A 20,386-nucleotide genomic window follows, 5' to 3' on the forward strand; every position below is an offset into this window, starting at 1 on the left:
CTGTGGGGTCGCTGGGGGCGTCGTAGGCGAATTTTGAGGGGGGACCCCATGAATCGGCGCTGCAGCGACTGGCGGGCTTCCTGAGCCGTTTCTGGCACTGCGCCGCAGGATGGTTCGCACGCGGGCGACCAGTTCCCGAGGGGAAAACGGCTTGGCAATGTAGTCGTCTGCACCCAGTTCGAGGCCCACCACGCGGTCTATTTCGTCGCTGCGGGCCGTCAAGAACACCATCGGGACCTCCGGGCCGCCCATCGACTGGTTCAGCGCCTGGAGGCGTTTGAAGAGTTCGAAGCCGTTCAGGTCGGGCAAACCGATGTCCAGGATGGCGAGCGCGGGGCGTTCCTGCGCGAACTGCGCGATGGCTTCTTCGGCCGTGGCGCACCAGACCGGCTGGAAGCCGTCGCTGCTCAAGACGTATTGCAGCGTGTCGGCGATGCCCGATTCGTCTTCGGCAATCAGGATCCGGGGTTTGAAGCTCATCCGGCGATGTTAGCGAGGGCCACGGACGACCCGGGCCCGACTTTTCGTCCGAGGCGCCGGGGGACCGGCGCGGCCTTTCGCGGCTTTTTTTTCGGGCGCGGCTTTTCCTCTTCCTGTCTTCTTATTCTTCTTATTCAAATTAGTAGTAGTAGATAAGGGTCGCGCCCTTCTGTGGAAAGGTCGCTTTTTCCGTGATGTGACAACGACTTGTCATGCCCGTGTCACTGTGCGCACCCGCGCTTTCGTGATGTACCCGCAACTTGGACAACATGGGGTAACCCGCCGGCCCTGTGGATAACCGATGGCTTGTGCAAAAACTCTCCCCAGAGTTGTCCTTTGACAGCCTTCCGGATTTCTGCGAAAGGCGGTTTTCGGGGCAAGAAATTCATTGCCCGTTATTTAGGCAGGTTGTAGATTCCCATGGAAAATCAACGACTTGCGAAACCCCTACAGAGCAGTGCGGAGGTTATCCACAGAGTTGCCCCAGCTTTGTGGGGAGAACGCGAAGAGGAACCTTCGGGCCCCGGGCGGACCCAATCCGCTCCTTCACATGACGAAAAATCTCGAACATGACACCTTCTGAAACAAAGGCGATCGTCACCCTGAGCCTGCTGGCGGCTTTCGTGGACGGCGAGAAGCACGAACGCGAGCGCGCCGAGATCAAGCGCATCGCCGAGGGCCTGTCGCAGGCCGACGGCGTGAACCTGCCCACGATCTACCAGGACGTGCTCATGAAGCGGGTGTCGCTGGCCTCGGTGGCGGGCGAGCTGAAAAGCGCCGAGTCGCGGCAGCTGGCCTACGAGATGGCGGTGTGCATGTGCGACGCCGACGGCGTGCAGTCGGAACCGGAGCGGCTGTTCCTGATGGACGTGCGCAGCTCGCTCGGGCTGGACGCCTCGGCGGCGCAGTTCTCGCAGCAGGCGGAAGACATGGCCGCGGCCGTGCCTGCGGCCGTCGCGGCGACTGGCGCAGCGGGTGCAACGGCGTCAACCCCGGCTGCACCGCAGGCGCCCGACAGCACCGAGCTGGACCGCGCGATCCTCAATGCCTCCATCCTCAACGGCGCGCTCGAGCTGCTGCCCGAGACGCTGTCGACCATGGCGATCATTCCGCTGCAGATGAAGCTGGTCTACCGCATCGGGCAGGCGCATGGCTACCAGCTGGACACCGGCCACATCAAGGATTTCCTGGCCACCGTGGGCGTGGGACTGACCTCGCAGTACCTGGAGCAGGCCGGGCGCAAGCTGCTGGGCGGCTTGCTGGGCAAGGTCGGCGGCGGCCTGCTGGGCGGCCTCGGCAAGCAGGCCGTGAGTTCGGGCATGAGCTTCGCGTCGACCTATGCGCTGGGCCACGTGGCCAAGCGCTACTACGGGGGCGGCCGCACGCTCTCCACGCAGATGCTGAAGGACGCGTTCTCGAACGTGGTGAAGGAAGGGCAGGGCCTGCAGACGCAGTACCTGCCGGCGATCAAGGAACGGGCCCGCACGCTGGATGCGAGCCAGGTCCTGTCGCTGGTGAAGCGCGCCTGAGCCTTGCGGCCCCGGCGTCTTCAGGGGCGCCGGATCAGAACTTGTACTTCACCGTCAGGTTCGCGCTGCGCGGGGCGGCGTAGGTGATCTGGCTGTACGCGTCGAACATGCCGTAGTACTTCTTGTTCGTCACGTTGTTCAGGTTGAGCTGGGCCGACAGCTGCGGCGTGAACTCGTAGCGCGCCATCAGGTTGACCAGGGCGTAGGCGCCCTGTTCGATCTTCTGGGTCACGCCCAGCGGATCGAGCGCGTTCGTGTAGGTGCGGCCCTGCCAGCTCACGCCGCCGCCCAGGGTCAGGCCGTTGAGGGCACCCGGCAGGCGGTAGGTGGTGAACACGCGCAGCAGCTTGCGCGGGTAGATGGTGTTCACGTCGTCGCCGGTCGAATCCTTCAGCGTGAACTGCGTGTAGCCGGCGCTCAGGTTCCAGCCGCGGGCCAGCTCGCCCGTCACTTCCATTTCGAAGCCCTTGCTGGTGGCGCCGTCGGAGGCGCGGTACACCGTTTCGGGCAGGCCGCCCAGGCCGGTGAGCCGGTCGGTCGTGGCCACGGCCAGGTTCTTCTGCTTGATGTGGAAGACGGCGGCGGAGGCCTGGAGCTTGCCGTCCAGGAACTCGCCCTTCAGGCCGGTTTCGAAGCTGCGGCCCTTGATCGGCTCGATGTAGTCGCCGCGGATGTCGCGCGCGTTCTGCGGCTGGAAGATGTCGGTGTAGCTCGCGTACAGCGACAGCTCCTTGCTGAGGTCGAAGACGAGGCCGGCGTACGGCGTCACTTCGCTGTTGTACTTCAGCTTGTAGGGGTTGCTGTAGATGTCGTCGCCGCTGCGCTGGTAGTTGGTGGCGCGTGCGCCGGCGATCAGCTTCAGGGCGTCGGTGATGTTGAAGCGGCCTGCGCCGTACACCGCGTCCTGCTGGGTGACGCTCTTGCCGTAGTAGCTGGGCGCGCCCCACACCGGTTCGACCGAGGCACCGCTCCAGTTGTTGAAGTCGCTGGCCATGCCGAACGACGGCGTGGCCGAACGGTCGTAGGCGCTGAACTTCTGCCTAGAGTTCACGTAGCCGAAGGCCAGTTCATGCTCGCGCCCGAACAACTTGACCACGCCGTTGGCCTGCGCGCTGAAGTCGTCCTGCCGCGTGTGCACGTTGTACGAGGCGGCGAAGGTCGACATGCCCAGGCCCGACACCAGGCTCGGCGCGCCCGAGAGGTACAGCAGGTAGGAGTCGGCCTTGCGGTTGCCGCGGTTGTAGCTGAGCTTGAGCTTCCAGTCGTTGTCGAAGCGGTGCTCCAGCGAGGTGAAGTAGGTCTGGTAGACCGTATTCCAGCGCGTCCAGTCGGCAGCGCTCGATTTGGAGCGGTCCCAGTCGGTGCGGATGCCTTCGCTGTACCAGACCGGCAGGCCGCCCCACATCGGGCCCTTGGTGTCGAATTTCTGGCGGCTCAGGCCCGCGGTCAGCAGCGTGCGGCTGCCCAGGTCGGCCTCGACGGTGGCGAAGAGCGTGCTGTTGTCCTTGCTCAGGCCGCGGATGTAGCTGTCGCCCTCGGAGACCTCGCCGACCACGCGGGCGCGCACCGTCTTCGCCGCGTTCAGCGGCGTCGACAGGTCGACCATCGCGCGGCGCTGCTTCCAGCTGCCGACGTCCAGTTCCACGTTGCCCGTGAACACCTTGCTGGTGGCGCGCTTGCGCACCAGGTTGATGGCGGCCGACGGGTCGCCCGCGCCGGTCGTGAGACCCGTGGCGCCGCGCACCACTTCCACGCGGTCGTAGGTGGCCAGGCTGGTGAAGATCTCGCCCGAACTCCAGGGCTGTTCCCAGGTGGTGGGCACGCCGTCGATCAGCAGGGAGTTGATGTCGAAGCCGCGCGCGGTGAACTGGCCCCGGCTGGTTTCGTACTGGTTGACCGACACGCCGGTCGTGTTGTTGATGACGTCGGTGATGGTCTGGAAGCCCTGGTCCTCGATGCGCTGCTGGGTCACGACCGTCACGGACTGCGGCGTTTCGCGCAGGCTCATGCTCAGCGGCGTGGCCGTCTTCGAGGCGCCTGTCGTGTAGGCGCCGGTGCCTTCGGTGGTTTCACTTTGCCCTGTGGCCTCGACCGTGACGGCGGGCAGGGTGTCCCTGGATTCCTGCGCCGTGGCAAGCAGCGGCATGGCCATCGCGATGCACAGGCTCAGCTGCGTGAGCTGGCCGCGGGCTGGCGCGGAATGGAACGACTTCTTGACCCTCTTCATGTTGTATGTCCTGCTGGAAAAACGCTGTTGGAAGACCCGGGTCCGGCCTTGCCGCCAGCGCACATCCCTCAGTGCGAAGAGCGAAATTTGTCACGAATCCGGGGTTAACAATAAATGATAATGATTTGCATTTATAAAGAATAGGAAATATTTAGTTCTCGTTGGCGACAGGCAACACAGGCCGCGCCCGCCCAATTTCCTCCTCTTTTCGGAGGCAGGCGGGTGTTTGCTGTCGTGTGAAGGGCGGGGGATTTGAACCCCCGGGTCGGAAGCACCGCCGTCAGGCGGCGGTGCTCAGACCTTGCTCAGGTCGTCGAGGATCGGGCAGTCGGGCCGCGCGTCGCCGTGGCAGCAATGCACGAGGTGCGCGAGCGTGCTGCGCATCGATTGCATGTCGGCGATGCGCTGTTCCAGTTCACCGAGGTGTTTTTCGGCGATGCGTTTCACGCTTGAGCTGGCGCGGCGGCGGTTGTGCCACAGACCGACCAGTTCGGCGATTTCCTCCATCGAGAACCCGAGATCGCGCGAGCGCTTGATGAAACGCAGCGTGTGGATGTCGGCGTCGTTGTACTGGCGGTAGCCGCTCTCGGTGCGTGCTACCGCCGGCAGCAGGCCCAGGCCTTCGTAGTGCCGGACCATGCGCGCCGACACGCCAGACAACCGCGCGGCTTCACCGATGGCGACCTGACGGCCGCTGGCCGTGCTCATTGAACCGTGTAGCCGGCGTTCTCGATCGCGGCCACGATGTCCTGGCGCGGCTGCTGGCTCAACACGTCCACATGGCCGGTTTCGAGATCGACCGTGACCTGCGCATGCGGATCGACCGTCTGCACGGCGTCCTGCACCGCGTTCACGCAGTGGCCGCAGCTCATGCCGGAGACCTGGAATTTCTGGCTCATCGTCGTTGCTCCTCGTGGGAAATGAATGATTGAATGAAGTCTGAAGGGATTGAACACCCGAATCGGGGACAACGCCAGTTTCAACCCTCTCACGATGTCAACGTCCAGCCAAGGGCTTTGAAGAACCAATGCTTGACCTTGCCATGGTGTGAGGCTTTAGCCTCGGGACCATGGAACACATTCAGCCTCAACCCTCCGCGGCCGCCGCCACGCTGGACCTCTCGGTCGGCGGCATGACCTGCGCCTCGTGCGTGATGCGCGTGGAGCGCGCGCTCAAGAACGTGCCCGGCGTGCAGAACGTGAGCGTCAATCTCGCGACCGAGTCGGCCCGCATCGTGGCCACCGGCGGCGAGGACATGGCCTTGCGCCTGCGCCGCGCCGTGCGTGCCGCCGGCTACGAGCCGCGCGCCGAGAGTGCAGCGCAGGACGAGGCAGCCGCGCTGTCGCCCTGGCACGGCTTCGGTCCCGTGGCCATCGGCCTGGCGCTGTCGATCCCGCTGATGGCGCCGATGCTCGGCGACCTCATCGGCCAGAGCTGGATGCTGCCGCCCTGGGTGCAGCTGCTGCTGGCGACGCCAGTGCAGTTCTGGCTCGGCGCACGTTTCTACCGCGCCGGCTGGCACGCGGCCAAGGCGCTCACCGGCAACATGGACCTGCTGGTGGCGTTGGGCACCAGTGCGGCCTACGGCCTGTCGCTGTGGCTGTGGTGGCGCGCCGCCACCGGCGAGCATGCGGGGCACGGCATGGTGCCGCACCTGTACTTCGAAGCCTCGGCGGTGGTGATCACGCTGGTGCTGCTGGGCAAGTGGCTCGAGGCACGTGCCAAGCGCCAGGCGACCTCGGCGATCCGCGCGTTGCAGCAGCTGCGGCCCGAAGTGGCGCACCTGATCGACGCACGTGGCAAGGAAAGCGATGTGCCGCTGGCCGAGGTGATGGTCGGCGACCGGCTCGCCGTGCGTCCCGGCGAGCGCGTGCCGGCCGATGCGCGCGTGCTCGAAGGGCAGTCCGAGGTGGACGAATCCATGCTCACCGGCGAGCCCCTGCCCGTGGCGAAGAACCCCGGCGACGCCCTGACCGGCGGCGCGGTGAACGGCGACGGCCGCATGGTGATCGAGGTGCGCGCCGTCGGCGCCGAGAGCGTGCTGGCGCGGATCATCCGCCTGGTGGAAGACGCGCAGGCCGCGAAGGCGCCGATCCAGCGCATGGTCGACCAGGTGGCGGCCGTGTTCGTGCCGGTGGTGCTGGTGATCGCACTGCTCACCTTCGGCGGTTGGATGTTCGCGGGCGCCGGCGTCGAGACTGCGCTGATCCACGCAGTGGCGGTGCTGGTCATCGCCTGTCCGTGTGCGCTGGGTCTTGCGACGCCGGTGGCGGTGATGGCGGGCACGGGCGTGGCCGCGAAGCACGGCATCCTCATCAAGGACGCGCGGGCACTGGAAATTGCGCACCGCGTTGATACCGTCGCTTTCGATAAGACTGGCACGCTGACTGTGGGCCGTCCCGTGCTCACGGCGCTGCTGCCCGCGGCCGGCGCGCTGGCGAACGAAAACGATCTGCTCGCCACGGCCGCCAGCCTGCAAGGCGGCAGCGAGCATCCGCTCGCACGCGCCGTGCTGACGGCCGCCGCCGAACGTGGCGTGCAGGCGCCACCGCTCGGTGCGATGCAGGCGATGCCGGGGCGTGGCGTGCGCGGCGAGGTGAACGGCGCGACCTGGGCTATTGCCAGCCTGCGCTGGTGCCGCGAGCTCGATGCGATGCCGGCCGAAGCCGACATCGAACGCCTGCAATCGCAAGGCGCCACGGTCTCCGCGCTGCTGCGTTTCGACGATGCGGGCTCAGCCCATGTGCAGGCCTTGCTGGCCTTCGCCGACGAACCGAAGCCGCAGGCGGCCGAGGCGATCCGCACGCTGCGTGCGCGCGGCCTGCGCGTGGTGATGATCTCGGGCGACAACCTGCGCGCCGCGCAGGCCATGGCGGCACGGCTGGGCATTCCGGCCGAGGACGTGCGCGCCGACGTGCTGCCCGCCGACAAGGCCGAGCAGGTGAGCGCGTTGCGCAAGAACGGTCACGTGGTCGCGATGGTCGGCGACGGTGCCAACGATGCGCCGGCACTGGCAGCCGCCGACGTGGGCATCGCGATGGCGCCTTCGGGCGGCGGCACCGACGTGGCGATGGAAGCCGCCGGCATCACGTTGATGCGCGGTGATCTTGCCCTCGTGGCCGAAGCGCTCGAGCTCTCGGGCCGCACGGTGGCGAAGATCCGGCAGAACCTGTTCTGGGCCTTCGCCTACAACGTGGCCGGCATCCCGCTCGCGGCCTTCGGTCTGCTGAGTCCTGTGGTGGCTGGCGCGGCGATGGCGCTGTCGAGCGTGAGTGTGATGGCCAATGCGCTGTTGCTGCGGCGCTGGAAGCCGAAGCACCAGCAGCAACAACACTGACCCGACAGCGAATCAGTCGAACAGCAGCGCCATCACGTGCTCGTCGACGAAGTCCGCTTCGCCGGCCCGGCGGTAGAACTGGCGCAGCGTGCCTTCCTGCACGAAGCCCAGCCGGGCATAGAAACGCAGGGCCGTGGCGTTGTCGCTCTCGGCCATCAGCTCGACGCGGCGAACGCCTTCGGACTTCAGCCGCGCGAGCACGTCGGTCACCATGGTCTGCGCGATGCCGCGGCCATGCAAGGAAGGATCGACGGCGAGCGTGCCCAGGCTCGCCACATGCTGTGCACGACCCGGGTAGCGTGTGACGCGATAGAAGCCCGCAAGCTGCCCATCGACCTCGAAGATGAAGAAGCCGCCGCCGTCGAGCAGGCCCTGGAACACCGCGCGGAAGTCGTCGCGCGGCATCGGGTCGTAGCCCAGGTAGGGTACGACCCGCTCGTGCATGTAGAGGTCGAAAACGGCGTCGAAGTCCGAGGGGGCGGCGGGGCGGTGCAGGGGCATGTCGCGCTTCTTCTGGGGGCCTGGAATGCGGCGGAGCATAGCAAGGCCATGCTGCGTGGCTTCCTTCCCCGAAGCTCAGCCTTCCGGGAAGCGCCGGCTGGCCACGATCACCGCATTGGTGCCGCCGAAGGCGAATGAATTCGACAGCACGTGGCGCAGCCCCCGTGCCTCGCGCGCGGTGCCGCGCACGAAGTCGACGCCGCTGAACGCGGCATCCGGCGTCTGCAGGTGGGCGATGGGTGGCAGGGTTTCGCGGGCCAGCGTGCGCAGTGCGGCCACGAGTTCGATGGCGCCGCCGCCGCCGAGCACATGGCCATGGATCGCCTTGGTCGCGCTGACCGGTGCGCCGTGGCCGAACAGCTCGCCGATCGATGCAGCCTCGGCGGCATCGCCGGCGCTGGTGGCGGTGCCGTGGGCGTTGATGTGGCCGATGTCCGAAGGCGTGAGCCCGGCGTCGCGCAGTGCCGCACGCATGGCGCGCACCTGGCCGGCCGGGTCGGGGTTGGTGATGTGCGTGCCGTCGCAGTTGCTCGCATAGCCGCTGAGCACGAAGGGCTTTGCACCGGCGCCGCGCGCTCGCGCGTGCGCTTCCGATTCGAGCACCAGCGCCGCCGCACCTTCGCCGATGGCGAAGCCTGCACGGTCGGCCGAGAACGGACGGCAGGCGGACGCCGGTGCGTCGGCCGGCGGTGGCGCCATCACGCGCATCGCGTGCCAGCTGGCCATCACGCCGGGCGTGAGCATCGCATCGTGACCGCCGACGATGGCGACGTCGATCCAGCCGCCACGGATGGCGCGCATGGCTTCGCCGATGGCCACAGCCGATGAAGCACAGGCGCAGGCATACGCCAGCGCCGCGCCGCGCGCACCGAAGTGCAGCGCCAGCTCGGCGACTGCGGCATTGGGCATCACGGTGAGCACGGTGGTGGGGCGCATGCGGCGCTGTTCGCCGTAGAGCGCGCGCGTGGTGGCGTCGAAGGTGCCGGCGCCGGCCAGGCCGCTGCCCCAGAAGACGCCGAGGCGGTCGCGATCGAGCGTGTCGAGGTCGAGACCGGCGTCGGCCGCTGCGTCCTGTGCGGCGGCCAGGGCCATCGCGGTGCCACGGTCGAGCGGCAGGCGCGAGGCGCTGCGCACACCGCCGGCATCGAAGTCGCAGGTGGCGGCGGCGATCGACATCGGGTCCATGCCCGGGATCTCCAGCGTCTGTGCGCGCACCGCGGAGCGGCCGGCGAACAGCGCATCGTCGAACGCTTCAACGCTGCGCCCGAGCGGTGTGACGAAGCCAAGGCCGCTCACATGCACGGGTGCGGAAGCGGTGTGGGCCGTGGCGGTGGCCGCGAGCACGGCGTGGGCCGTGCCGCTGCTCATGCGGGCGCTCCCACCGGTTCCGCGTGCGTCGCCGCTTCGTTCTCGGCATCGATCACCTCGCACAGCCGTTGCAGCGTGATGCCTGCTTCGCGCGGGTCGAGCCGGTCTTCGGGAATGCGCAGGTGGAAGGCGTCTTCCACGGCGAAGACGAACTCCATGAGCGCGAGCGAATCGAGACCGAGGTCGGACAGCGCGGTGGCCGGCGCGATGTTCGTGCGTGCCACGCGGAAGTCGGTCTCGAGGATGGTGGCGATGCTGTTGAAGGTGGGAGAGGAAGACATGGACGGGTTCCTTTCTTTCAGACGTGAAGTCTCAGGCGTGGAGAACGGGTCCGCGGGCGCGGAACACGGGTTCGGGCACCGGGCCGTGGGCCACGGTCTCGGCGAAGGCGAGGGTCTCGCGCACCACCTGCTGGCGGTCGTTGTCGATGGTGATCATGTGGTAGCTGTTGTTCACGACCACGGTGCGCAGCGCGGCGCAGCGAAGTCCGCGCACGAGCAGGTCGAGGTTCGACAGGCTGGCCACCTCGTCCTCGCGCGCATGCAGCGCCAGCACCTGTTCGCACTGCACGTCGTTCAGCCGGCGCCGCACGTGGCGGATCAGCCGGTCGTGCTCGCGCAGGTGGCTCACGCCGATCACCGCGCTGCCGGCGCGCGAGACCTGGCGATGACGCAACTCGCGCTCGATCCAGGTGCGCACGCGCTCGTTCTTCACGCCGTAGGGTGGGCGTTCGCGGTACTGCCAGAAGCGGCCCAGCGGCGTGTAATAGGCCAGCGGCAGCAGGAAGCGCGTGCGCGGCACGGCCCAGCCGTCGAAGCGCAGCGTGGTCGACATGAGCACCAGCGCATCCACATCGCGGCCGCAGCGGATCGCGCCGCCCAGTGCCAGCGAAGCGCCGGCGGAGATGCCGACCAGCATCACGCGATCGTGCGTGAGTCGCAGCGTCTTCACGTGCGCTTCGAGGGTGTCGAGCCAGCGCTCGAAAGGCACGGCCTGCTGCAGCGGCGCCGCGACGTCGAACGAGTAGCCCGGGATGCACAGCGGCTGCACTGCATACCCGTGGCGCTGCAGGGTCGATTGCACGGTCAGCAACTCGTCAGGTGTGCTGCATAAACCATGCAGAAGAACCACCGCGGTGCGTTGCACGGCGGGGGACACCAGGCTCAAGGGATCGGAGGGATCGCGTGCACTCATCGGGAGGTGTGTCGTATGCTCATGTCGCGTTTATCGCGGGGAGCGACTGACCGGCCGCTGACGCGTCCATCGCCAGGGCAGACCAACAGAATCCACCCACTCATTCACTCACCATGCGAATCCTGCTTGTGGAAGATGACACCGTGTTGCGCGACGTGATGCTGCGCAGCCTCGCCGATGCGGGTCACCGGGTCGACGTGTCGACCAACGTCGAGGACGCCGACCACCTGTGGCGCGTGCAGCCCTTCGATGCCGTGCTGCTCGACCTCAACCTGCCCGCCACCGCCAGCCCAACCAGTGGTCTTGCGAGCGGCCTCACCGCGTTGCGGCAGGCGCGTGCACGCGGCGATCGCACGCCGGTGCTCGTGCTCACGGCGCGTGGCCGCACCGAAGAGCGCATCGCCGGGCTCGACGCGGGCGCCGACGACTATCTGGGCAAGCCCTTTGATCTCGCTGAGGTCGAAGCGCGGCTGCGCGCCCTCGTGCGGCGCGCCAAGGGCACCGAAGACCTCGTGGTGCTCGGCCAGCTCAAGCTCGACCGCAAGGCGCGGCGCTTTGCGGTTGCGAATGCGCCGCTCGATCTGCCGGCGCGCGAGTTCGAGGTGCTGTGGGAGCTCATGAGTCCGCCGGGCCGCACGGTGAGCAAGCGGGCGCTGTCGGACAAGCTCTCGGGCTTCGACGAATCGCTGGGCGACAACGCGCTCGAGGCTTTCATCTCGCGCCTGCGCAAGAAGCTGCTCGGCTCCGGCGCGGGCATCCGCACGCTGCGCGGCATCGGCTATCTCCTCGAAGCCGAGGTGTGAGACCGGGAGACCGCCTGTGAGCGAGGCCGTTCCGCCGGTCGCACCGGTTGCGCCCGCTGCATCCGTGGCACGCGTGGCACCTTCGCTCACGCGGCGGGTGCTGCGCAACGTGCTGGTGCCGCTGGCGCTGACCTGGATGGCGGGTGCGGTGATCGCGCTGGTCATCGCCAATTACTTTTCAGAGCAGGCCTTCGACCGCGGCATGCTCGATGACGCCTATGCGCTGTCGGCCAACGTGCAAGCCGGTGAACGCGGCATCGAGCTGCTGCTGACGCCGCGCGAAGTGGCGACCGTGCTGTTCGACCAGATCGACAAGGTCTACTTCTCGGTGCAGCGGCTCGACGGCACGATCATCTCCGGGAACAAGGAGCTGAAAGCGCCGCTGCCCGGCGAAGGCTCGCGCTACCGCTTCTCCGACATCGACTACCAAGGCCAGGTGCTGCGTGCCGTCGTGCTCGACCACGACGCCGAGCCCGACCTGCACATGCCCTACCGCGTGATCGTGGCGCAGACCACGCTGAGCCGCGCGGCGCTGGTGCAGCGGCTGCTGTTCTACGCCATGGCGCCGCAGGTGCTGCTGCTGGCGCTGCTGGCCGTGTGGCTCTGGCACGGCATCCGACGCGACCTGCGTCCGCTCGGCGAGCTGCAGCGCGCGCTCGACACCCGCGATGTGCGCGACCTTTCGCCCGTGGCCGTGGCGCAGACATCGAAGGAGCTGCAGCGCCTGGGCGATGCAGTGAATGCGCTGTTCGACCGGCTGCGCTACAGCGTGCGGGCCCAACGCGAGTTCGTGGGCAACGTCGCGCATGAACTGCGCACGCCGCTCGCAGGCATCCGCGCATTGGCTGAGTACGGGCTCGCACAGCACGACACCGAGGTGTGGCGCGAGCAACTGACGCGTGTGTCGGAACGCCAGGCGCGCGCCAGCCACCTGATCGACCAGCTCCTTGCGCTGGCGCTGGCCGACGAGGCGCGCACCGACCTGCAGCGCACGCCGGTGGCGCTGGATGCACTGGCCGAGCAGACCGTGCTGCGCCACCTGGCGCGTGCCGATGCGCGCGGCGTCGACCTGGGCGCACGCGGCCTCGACGACAGCGTCACGGTGCTTGCGAACGAGGCGCTGGTCGAGGGCATCCTCGACAACCTCATCGACAACGCATTGCGCTACGGCGGCCACACCATCACCGTCGAACTCGCGGGCCGCACGCTGAGCGTGATCGACGACGGACCCGGCATTCCGCTCGAAGCGCAGCGCGACCTGATGCAGCGCTGGGCCCAGGGGCCTGCGGGCCAGAAGATGGGGCAGGGCGCGGGGCTGGGGCTGTCGATCGTGGCGCGCTATGCCGAGTTGTTGGGGGCCGAGCTGCGGCTCGATGCGGCGGAGCCTACCGGCCTGCGTGTGAGCGTGAGCTTCGGGGACGACGCACAGGTGCCGTGAGGCGACCCGACGTGACGGCTCACGCGCTCGTCAGTGGCTTGCGCAGATAGACCCGCGTGCGGCCGTCGAGCGATTCGCGCCGGTATTCGACATAACCGATGCGCTGGTAGAGCGCGAGGTTCTCGCTCATCTTCTCGTTGGTGAACAGGTAGATCGACGCATGGCCCTGCCGCAGCGCCTCGCGCTCGGCCAGTTCGAGCAACGCGCGCCCTGCGCCGCTGCCCTGGTGGTCGGGGTGAACGGCGATCACGTCGATGAGGAAGCCTTCGTCGGTGAGATCGAGCAGCAGCGCCGCGCCGATCCGTTGCTCATGTCCCTCGGCCACCCACACCTGCAGGTGTGCGATGGCGTGGGCGTAGTCGCGCGTCATCGGCCTCGGCGTGAGGCCCAGGCGCGGGATGTAGGTGCGAAAGGCCTCGACGGCACACGCGGTGACGGCCGCCACGTCAGCAGGGGTCGCGCGGCGCAAGGTCCATCGCTTGGCGTCCGCGCTCATGCGTCGAACTCGACCTCGCCCTCGATTTCCACCGGAATGCCAAAGGGCAGCTCCGCCATCCCCACGGCACTGCGCGCGTGCGCACCAACCTCGGGGCCGAAGAGTTCGAGGATCAGGTCAGAGAACCCGTTGATCACCGCCGGCTGCTGGTGAAAGCCAGGCGCCGAAGCGACCATGCCGAACACGCGCGTCCATGCCGTGATGCGGTCCAGGTCCCCGAGCGCACGCTGCAGGCTGCCGAGCATCGCGAGGCCGGTGAGCCGCGCGGCGGTGTAGCCCTGCTCGACCGTCAATTCAGCACCGAGCTTGCCGAGCGGCGCGGCGATGCCGCCATCGGCATTGAGCGGGCCGTGGCCGGAGATGATCGCGCGTCGGCCGATGATGCGGACGAACTGGAAGGGGAGCACTACGCCGGGTGGTGGAGTGACGGTCGGGGGAAGGACGAGGCCGAGTGCAGTGAGGCGATCGGTGATGTGAGGCATGGCGGTGGCTGGAGGTGCCTGATGGAGAGGCACCGAGCGTACGCGCGGACGGGCAGGGTGACAAATTGGCCTGCGTGGTGCACCACCGTGGCGGTCGCGAGGCTCATGCTCGCGATTTGAGCCACTGACTTCACCGTTCAAGGGCGAAGGAGCGTTCGATCGCGCAGCGTTGCTCTTGTTCTGTCAATGAGCCTTGACATTGGAGCCGTCGAGCTTGGCCTGGCCTTTGGCGAGAGCCTGAACCTTGCTTTCTTTGACCCGCGTGTTGGTGAAATCCACCGAACGGCTGATCGTGTTGCCGCTGATCGCCATCTTGGCGATGCGGCTGTTGGAGAGATCGAGGCTGTCCAGTTCGCAATCTTGCAACTGGTACAACGATGTATGGATGTGGCGTGTGCGCAAATGCGGCACCTTGCTCTTGCGGATGATGATGCTGTCGTTGACGCGGGCACGCACATTGTTCAAGTCGGCACCGGTGCCACCCGCAATCGTGACGGGCTCGGTGGAGACATCGCCACCGAAGATGACGCTGTCGATCTCGATGAGATGTATGCCTCCCGCATACGCTTCGAAGGTCTTCTTGCCTTTGCCGTAGATTTGGCTGTTGCGCACGATCAAGCTTTTTGCTTCCTTGACATAGGCGTTGATGTAGCCGCCTTTGACTCGCTCCATCAGGACATCGCCCTTGACTGTGGCATTCGAGAGATCCAGGTTCTCAAGCACGGTGTCGCGGATGGTGAGCGATAGCAAGGTCGCTGGCCTCATGTCGAACTTTCCGATCAGCTTTGACCTTTCGATCAGCATCTCGGAGCCACCTCCATCTTCGCTGACACCGCAATCGACGTCGCTGAATTCGCAATCGATGATGGTGTGTCTGGTTTCGCTGACCACGTTCGTCCACCGCATCTTGCAGCGTACGAATTCGGTCTCTCCGTATGAGCCCATGCCGCCCCAACGGTTGGGATCAGACTCCGTGCCGATGAAGGTGCAGTCCAAGAATCTGACACCTTTGCTCCCGACGCCACCTACGACGACTGCGCTCGCTTTCGCCCTGCAACGAAGGAAATCGACATTCGTCAAGGTGCCGAAATTGAATATTCCAGCGAAACGACAATCTTCAAATACAACGGTCTCCATGTCGGCCTTGATTTCGTACGCCCCGATGAAGTCGCAATCGATGAATCTGATCTTGCGCCACAAGACATTCTCAAATGCAGCACCACTCAACTCCACGCCGCGAATTTCAAGCAGCGTGTCTCCTGCTTCTTTGGCGCGTAGTTCTGGATCACGAAGATGGTTGAATTTCCTACCCAATGTGCGTGCGTTGTTTTTTCTCATGGCGAATCCATTGGTGAGTGCAGTGCTTGCCGCGAAAGATACGGAGATGCGCAGGACCGAGCGCCGTTGGATGTCCATACTGCTCTCCTACGACTTCTGCTTCTTGCCGGTGATGGCTTCCAGTGCGGGGATGTAGCCTTTACTCTTGTAGTTTGTCGAGAGAAACTTCCAATCGGGCACTTCCCCTCGCTCTTTCTCAGGCCTGCGAAAGAACCACGTCGATGAGCCTGTGACCCCAAAGTCCATCCCCCCGCCTTTGATGCCCAACCCGAACACCCCGATTTCCAGCGGAAACATCCAAGGATCGGTGCAATCCATGTCCTTGCTCCAATCGTCTTTGCCGACCTTGGGTTGTTTGAGCCGCACCTCGCAGAAAGCCTGCTCTGTGATGGCTCCGCCTCCCAGTGCCTTCGTTAGTACGGCATGGTCTTCGGCTTTGAATGTGATCGACGGGATTCTTGCGTTCGAGGTGAAGATCGATTCGAGGACATGCCATCGCTTGATGGAGTCGCCTACTGCATCTTTGCCCCCTTCAAACACCCAGAATCTGATTCCCTCAATGCACGCCAGCTTGGCCATCGTGGCGCTGAGCCTTAGCGGCATGTTCCAGTTCGCCTGCACAAGTCGTGTGGGCTCGAATTCCAGCGGAGGTGCGATGTTCTTCTCGGGATGCCTGCTCATCACGGCCATGTAGTCGAGTGCCACCGCAAGGCGCGGTTTTTCATTCAGCGGCGCGCCGACGCTCCTGCTTGAGCGTTGCGTCTTGACCTGGGCAATGACGCCCGTCACAGGGTCCAGGAGCGTGCCCGAGGGCGGACGCAAGGTCCAGCTGTCGAGTTCCCTGTCGAGGTTCTGTTTGCCGATCGGACCGCCGCTGCTGCTGACGATGAAGCGTGTGCGCTGGCGTGCAGGTATCTTCACCGTTTCATTGCGGATGCCAGGGTCTACGGCGCTGCTGACCTGGATCATGCGGGCGCCGCTGGACGGCTGGCACCATGCGACGTTGTAGACGCCGCTGCGATGGCTGTGGCCACTGAAGTGCCAATCCACGGCGGTCTCGGGGGTTGCCTTGCCTGTGCCGTCACCATCGACGCACACGAAGCGATCGAAATAGACATCCTGGTTGATCTCGCACGTGCCGGTGTTGACGTGGTTGAAGCCGGGTTGCCCGCGAAGGGGGGCGCCCAATGGGCTGCTCGATGGAATGAAGCGCGCTTGCTCAGGAGCGGCCGAGTAGGGCAGCGGCTCGTCGTAGTTGATGATGGTGAAATGCGTCGCCACCGTGAGGCTGGCGCTCGGGCTGGCGCGCTTGTGGCTTTGGGCCTGGCTCAGCAACTGCAGCTGCTTCTTGCTGAAGGACTCGGTTGCGCGGGGCAGGATGCCGGTCCCCTGCCGGTCGGTGGTGGTGATCGCCACACCGCTCACGGTGAGGTTCTTGAAGTTCTCCCCTTGCCCCCAGCCCAGTGCAGCGATCACTTGAGTGGCGGGGCCGGGACGATCGGGCTCGACACCCAGAGTGATCAGTACGTCTTCGAGCGGTGTGAAGAGCGTGTAGAACCAGTCATAGTTATCGGTCCTGTAGTTGTTGCCGGTCAGGGCCTGTGCATAGGTGGGGCCGTACGCCAACGTGGCCTCGTAGATGCTCATGTTGTGGTCGGCCGAGATGCCTTCGTTGGCCTTGTTGTTGTGCCACTTGCTCGCGCTGTCGAAGTCTCTGTAGGTGGCTTCCAGGTCGCGAATGTTCAGGTTCTTGTTGCTGTTGACCACAATCCGTCCGGCTTCTGCCTGGACCCCGATCTGACTGACCGACCACGGCCCCATTCGCGTGTTGACGGTTGTGTTGGGGCGGAAGACGCGCTCCCTTCCCCAGCTGTTGGCATCGAGTGTGTCGGTGGTGTCTTCGAGCACGCCCATGGCGCCACCCCAGTCGTTGATGCGCGGGCTGATGCCGTAGGGCACGGTGTATGCCTCATGATTGCCGCTGGTCATGAACACGGGCAGCTTGAGTTCGTTGTAGGCGTAGCGCACGAGACTGAACGCGAGCATGTCGTCTTGCCCGCGCGGATACAGGCCTGGCGTGTTGAAGTGGTTCAGCACGTTGAACTTCTTCCATTGCTCGCCGATGCTGTCTCCGACCTGCCGGGGATCGATGTTGCGGTTGAAGTCGATCAGGTCGCCGGTGAAGAGCAAAACGGTGTCCGGCTTTCTGCTGGCACCGATCTTGTCGAAGAGTTCCTTGAGCGCGTTGAAGCTGTTGCACACGCGTGTGCCCACCGCAGGCCCGCTGAAGCTGGCGCTGTCTTCGATGATGCGCGCGGGTGATTTGGCCAGCGCGTTGTGCCGTACGTTGATATGAACGTCGCTCAAGTGCCCGAGCCTCAATGGCCCGCTGCCGGTCAATCGGATGACGGGATGCCATGCCGCCAGGCGCTGGGTGTCATCGAGGACCAGTGAGCGAGCCTTCTGCGCTGTTTGTGCGACGTCGTATTCCATCAGGAGGGTCTCCTTCCCCTTGGGCGCATTGCCTGTGTTGGCAAGCTGATGCCGGTGTCGCGGGTCGTTGACCTGCGCGGCGAGGAAGGACTCGACCAGCAGGTCCTGCGAATGCACGACGCTCGTTGCGCACAACGTGGGCAAGCGTTCTTTTTGCTGCGGGGTGGGCTCGACCATCCAGGCGAAGCTCTTGAAGCTGTCGGTTGCGGGCTGAACGGCCAGCTTGTCGATGTCGAGTTCCACCTCGTAGATGTGACCCCCCGCGAAGCCTGAAGCGCTGTAGGCGGCCACCGCCTGTGGGCTGAGGGTGGCGAAGATCTCGCCCTTCTGGTTGTAGATGAAAGCCCCGGCCTCGAACTTGCCGACCTGCCAGACCTTGATGGCAGCCTTGGCCGTGGAGCAGTCGGCGCCGTCGCCGGTCAGCCCGCCGACGCGGATATCCGCTGCGGGCTTGGCGCCCTTCATGCCGACAAGGCGCAAATGACGAGTCACGATCTTTGCAGCACTCTGCTCTTCATCGCCATTCATGGGAATGACCGTCGCGCGCTGGTCCTGTGTGGCCCTTCGGCCGGCACCATTGGCCACGCCTAGCGTCGCTGTGGCGATGAAGAGGCTGCACTTTTTCTGGCTGGGGGCGATCAACATCGGTGTGCCGAGGTTGGGGTAGAGAATCACGGCCACTTGCTGCGCCGGATCGCCGCAGTCGCACACCGATGCACCGGTCTTGGGTTCGTTTGCCATGGGTCAGGAGGTCTTGGTCTCGGACACGAAGTCGTTGACCGTCGTGTCGAAGGAGGACAGAAGGGCGTTCGATTGCTCGTCGCAAAGACGGGCCAGCGTGGCCTCGCGGTCGTGTGCCCAGTCTTGCTGCACGGCCAACGGCGTGCGCGGCAGAACATCACGGAGAGCCAGGGGTGGGTGTGCACTCGACAAGGCTTCGATGAAGCCAGGGTGTGCGTAGAAGCGAGCATGCTTGAGCAGCGCATGTCGGCACGCGAGCGCCTTGTTCTCCCAACCTGTCAGCCCTGCCCGGCGGGCGAATGCCAGTGCGGCCTGCGCGATCTGCCTGCGAAGCAATGGATGCATCTGTGCGAGCAGCCTCGCTGTGGTGGGGTTCGATGCTTCCAATTCTTCGCAGAGCAGGGCAACGATGAGATTCGCTTCCCCTACCTTGTCCATGGACTGGACCCAATCGGCCGTGAGTTCGATCTCGTCGGTCGACATCGCGATCGTTGCGTCTGCCGCGCCGTTGACGCGTCGGACGCGAAGGTCACCGTCCCAGCCTGCCCACCAGGCGAGCGGGCCGATGAATTTCCGTTGTACGGCTTCCGGCCAGTGCATGAGCATGTCGAAGCCGATGCGCGGATCAAAGTAGCGAAGCAGGACGGACGATCCATCGGGCAAGGTGCCGGAAAGGAATCCGCGGAGGTGCTCGGACAGCCTCTGCAGGCGCAGCGGACTGGCCATCAGCGTGAGCGCTTCGGCCGCAGCCTGATGCGCGAGCGCGTGGCGCAGCGATGCGGAAGGCGAGGCCGGCATCTCGAGGAGCCAGGGGCCGATGTCAGCCAGCTCGGCTTCGGGGGTCTGCATGAACAAGCGCTCGCTGGCGAGTTCCTGCATGGTGACCAAGTGGGCGACCGCGCCGTCTTCGCATTGCCCCGCACTGACGAGCGCGTAGTGGCGCAGGGGCGCGGAAGACGAGATCGTCTTGCTTTCGGCGCAGAGCCATCGCTCGATCTGCGCCGACAGGGTTCGATGCCGCACCGCATCGAATCTGTCTCGTGCGGCGTGCGCAATGTCGGGTGGTGCTGGCGTGTGGTCGTTCGCCATGTCACACCCGCGGCGCGGCGGCTGTTGCGCGACGCGTGGCGCGTTGCATGCACTCCCAGCACACCGCCTGCGCCGTGGGCCCGGGGTTCTTGTCCGGCCCCGGCGTCCCATGCATCGCGGCATGTTCGATCCATGTCCCCAGGGTGCCGTGCCGGATGCCGCCTTCGCTCCATTCGCTGAAGCTGGTGCCGCCGTTGATCGTGACCTTCTTCTTTGCCGTGATGTAGACCGTGTCCTCGGTGCTCACGATGTCGATGTCTTTCAAGGCGGTGGCTTCGATGGCGCCGCTTTGGGCTTCGACGCGGATGTCGCCTTGCGACGCGAAGGCCTTGATGCCGCTCTTGAGCGTGAAGATGCGCATGCCTTCCGCCACGCTGGCGAGGATGCGCTGGGCGGCGCTCAGGGAGGTGTGGCCGGCGCTGGTGAGCTGGATGTGCGCGCCGGTGTGTGCATGCAGATGCGTCGCGGCGGTGGCCGCAATGCCTGCGGGGCTGGCCAGTACGAGATGCGGTGCGGCCAATTCGGGGAAGCGCCCGTCGGTCGATGGGGCGCCGTGGCCTCGGAGGTCTTCGTTCTGCTGCTTGATGGCTTGGGCGACGGTGGACTGGTCGTCGTTGCCGTCCTGGGCCTCGGCCGTGCGGGCCGCTTCGGCCAGGCCTTCGATCTGGTCGCGTGCACTCGTCAGGCGCTGGATGGTTTCGCCCATGTCTTTGGCGTGGCGAGCGGCATCGGGGCGGCCTTCTGTGGTGATGAGCATGCCGTCCTGAGCCCGCAGCACCCCATGCCCGTCAGTCCTCAACTCGAAGCCCTCGCCTCTCGAATCTTTCCTGCCCGAGTTGTCCTCGATGCGCGTGATCGCCCCCAGGCTCA

The 20,386-nt window shown here is 65.7% G+C and carries 18 protein-coding genes; 4 read left to right on the forward strand and 14 right to left on the reverse strand.

Annotated elements, in window-relative coordinates:
* Positions 1–480, reverse strand: a 480-nt coding sequence (locus D3H34_RS29535) for a response regulator (protein WP_119558287.1), incomplete at its 3' end; no start/stop codon positions are given.
* Between the two features lie 569 nt (positions 481–1,049).
* On the opposite strand from D3H34_RS29535, the gene D3H34_RS29540 reads away from it, so the two are divergent.
* Positions 1,050–2,009, forward strand: coding sequence for a YcjF family protein (locus tag D3H34_RS29540; protein ID WP_119558259.1), 960 nt, complete (start codon positions 1,050–1,052; stop codon positions 2,007–2,009).
* Positions 2,010–2,043: 34 nt separating this feature from the next.
* On the opposite strand, the gene D3H34_RS29545 is transcribed toward D3H34_RS29540, so the two are convergent.
* From D3H34_RS29545 to D3H34_RS29555, 3 genes are all read right to left on the reverse strand, one after another.
* Complete coding sequence (locus D3H34_RS29545) at positions 2,044–4,236, reverse strand: TonB-dependent siderophore receptor (RefSeq protein ID WP_119558261.1); 2,193 nt, start codon at positions 4,234–4,236, stop codon at positions 2,044–2,046.
* 294 nt (positions 4,237–4,530) lie between these two features.
* Entirely contained in the window at positions 4,531–4,944 is a 414-nt protein-coding gene (gene cueR, locus D3H34_RS29550; RefSeq protein WP_119558263.1) for a Cu(I)-responsive transcriptional regulator, read from the reverse strand.
* Positions 4,941–5,135, reverse strand: a complete 195-nt coding sequence (locus D3H34_RS29555) for a heavy-metal-associated domain-containing protein (RefSeq protein WP_119558265.1) — start codon at positions 5,133–5,135, stop codon at positions 4,941–4,943. Before D3H34_RS29555 ends, cueR begins: the two co-directional genes overlap by 4 nt.
* A 170-nt stretch (positions 5,136–5,305) precedes the next feature.
* Between D3H34_RS29555 and D3H34_RS29560 the strand changes: the two genes are divergently transcribed.
* The gene (locus D3H34_RS29560) at positions 5,306–7,573 is read left to right on the forward strand and encodes a heavy metal translocating P-type ATPase (RefSeq protein WP_119558267.1); all 2,268 of its coding nucleotides are present in this window, start codon (positions 5,306–5,308) and stop codon (positions 7,571–7,573) included.
* Between the two features lie 12 nt (positions 7,574–7,585).
* Here D3H34_RS29560 and D3H34_RS29565 read toward each other — a convergent pair whose 3' ends face one another.
* The 4 genes from D3H34_RS29565 to D3H34_RS29580 all read right to left on the reverse strand — a co-directional run bounded on the left by D3H34_RS29565 (position 7,586) and on the right by D3H34_RS29580 (position 10,636).
* Positions 7,586–8,074 (reverse strand): GNAT family N-acetyltransferase, encoded by a 489-nt coding sequence (locus D3H34_RS29565; protein WP_286186436.1) that lies wholly within the window; start codon positions 8,072–8,074, stop codon positions 7,586–7,588.
* A 75-nt stretch (positions 8,075–8,149) separates the two neighbouring features.
* Positions 8,150–9,442 (reverse strand): beta-ketoacyl-[acyl-carrier-protein] synthase family protein, encoded by a 1,293-nt coding sequence (locus D3H34_RS29570; RefSeq protein ID WP_119558269.1) that lies wholly within the window; start codon positions 9,440–9,442, stop codon positions 8,150–8,152.
* Positions 9,439–9,723 carry a phosphopantetheine-binding protein gene (locus D3H34_RS29575; RefSeq protein WP_119558271.1) on the reverse strand — a complete coding sequence of 95 codons (285 nt, stop codon included), beginning with the start codon at positions 9,721–9,723 and terminating at the stop codon, positions 9,439–9,441. The genes D3H34_RS29570 and D3H34_RS29575 overlap by 4 nt, the downstream gene beginning before the upstream one ends.
* Before the next feature lie 31 nt (positions 9,724–9,754).
* Positions 9,755–10,636: an alpha/beta hydrolase gene (locus tag D3H34_RS29580; RefSeq protein WP_119558273.1), complete on the reverse strand. Its 882-nt coding sequence runs from the start codon at positions 10,634–10,636 to the stop codon at positions 9,755–9,757.
* A gap of 113 nt (positions 10,637–10,749) precedes the next feature.
* Here D3H34_RS29580 and D3H34_RS29585 point away from each other — a divergent pair, with 113 nt between their 5' ends.
* Both D3H34_RS29585 and D3H34_RS29590 read left to right on the forward strand, forming a co-directional pair.
* Positions 10,750–11,439: a response regulator transcription factor gene (locus D3H34_RS29585; protein ID WP_119558275.1), complete on the forward strand. Its 690-nt coding sequence runs from the start codon at positions 10,750–10,752 to the stop codon at positions 11,437–11,439.
* Positions 11,440–11,455: 16 nt separating this feature from the next.
* The gene (locus tag D3H34_RS29590) at positions 11,456–12,877 is read left to right on the forward strand and encodes a sensor histidine kinase (protein ID WP_286186440.1); all 1,422 of its coding nucleotides are present in this window, start codon (positions 11,456–11,458) and stop codon (positions 12,875–12,877) included.
* Between the two features lie 19 nt (positions 12,878–12,896).
* On the opposite strand, the gene D3H34_RS29595 is transcribed toward D3H34_RS29590, so the two are convergent.
* The 6 genes from D3H34_RS29595 to D3H34_RS29620 form a co-directional block, all read right to left on the reverse strand.
* On the reverse strand, positions 12,897–13,373 hold the full coding sequence (locus D3H34_RS29595) for a GNAT family N-acetyltransferase (RefSeq protein WP_119558277.1): 477 nt from the start codon (positions 13,371–13,373) through the stop codon (positions 12,897–12,899).
* Positions 13,370–13,855 carry a RidA family protein gene (locus D3H34_RS29600; RefSeq protein ID WP_119558279.1) on the reverse strand — a complete coding sequence of 162 codons (486 nt, stop codon included), beginning with the start codon at positions 13,853–13,855 and terminating at the stop codon, positions 13,370–13,372. The genes D3H34_RS29595 and D3H34_RS29600 overlap by 4 nt, the downstream gene beginning before the upstream one ends.
* Positions 13,856–14,038: 183 nt before the next feature.
* A complete protein-coding gene (locus tag D3H34_RS34070; protein ID WP_147400509.1) occupies positions 14,039–15,271 on the reverse strand; it encodes a pentapeptide repeat-containing protein in 1,233 nt (410 codons plus the stop codon).
* Between the two features lie 9 nt (positions 15,272–15,280).
* A complete protein-coding gene (locus tag D3H34_RS29610; RefSeq protein WP_119558283.1) occupies positions 15,281–18,427 on the reverse strand; it encodes a metallophosphoesterase in 3,147 nt (1,048 codons plus the stop codon).
* Between the two features lie 3 nt (positions 18,428–18,430).
* Positions 18,431–19,516 (reverse strand): DUF4123 domain-containing protein, encoded by a 1,086-nt coding sequence (locus D3H34_RS29615; RefSeq protein ID WP_167481298.1) that lies wholly within the window; start codon positions 19,514–19,516, stop codon positions 18,431–18,433.
* 1 nt (position 19,517) lies between these two features.
* Positions 19,518–20,386, reverse strand: an 869-nt coding sequence (locus tag D3H34_RS29620; protein ID WP_147400510.1) for a type VI secretion system Vgr family protein, incomplete at its 5' end; no start/stop codon positions are given.

Source organism: Acidovorax cavernicola, from assembly GCF_003581445.1.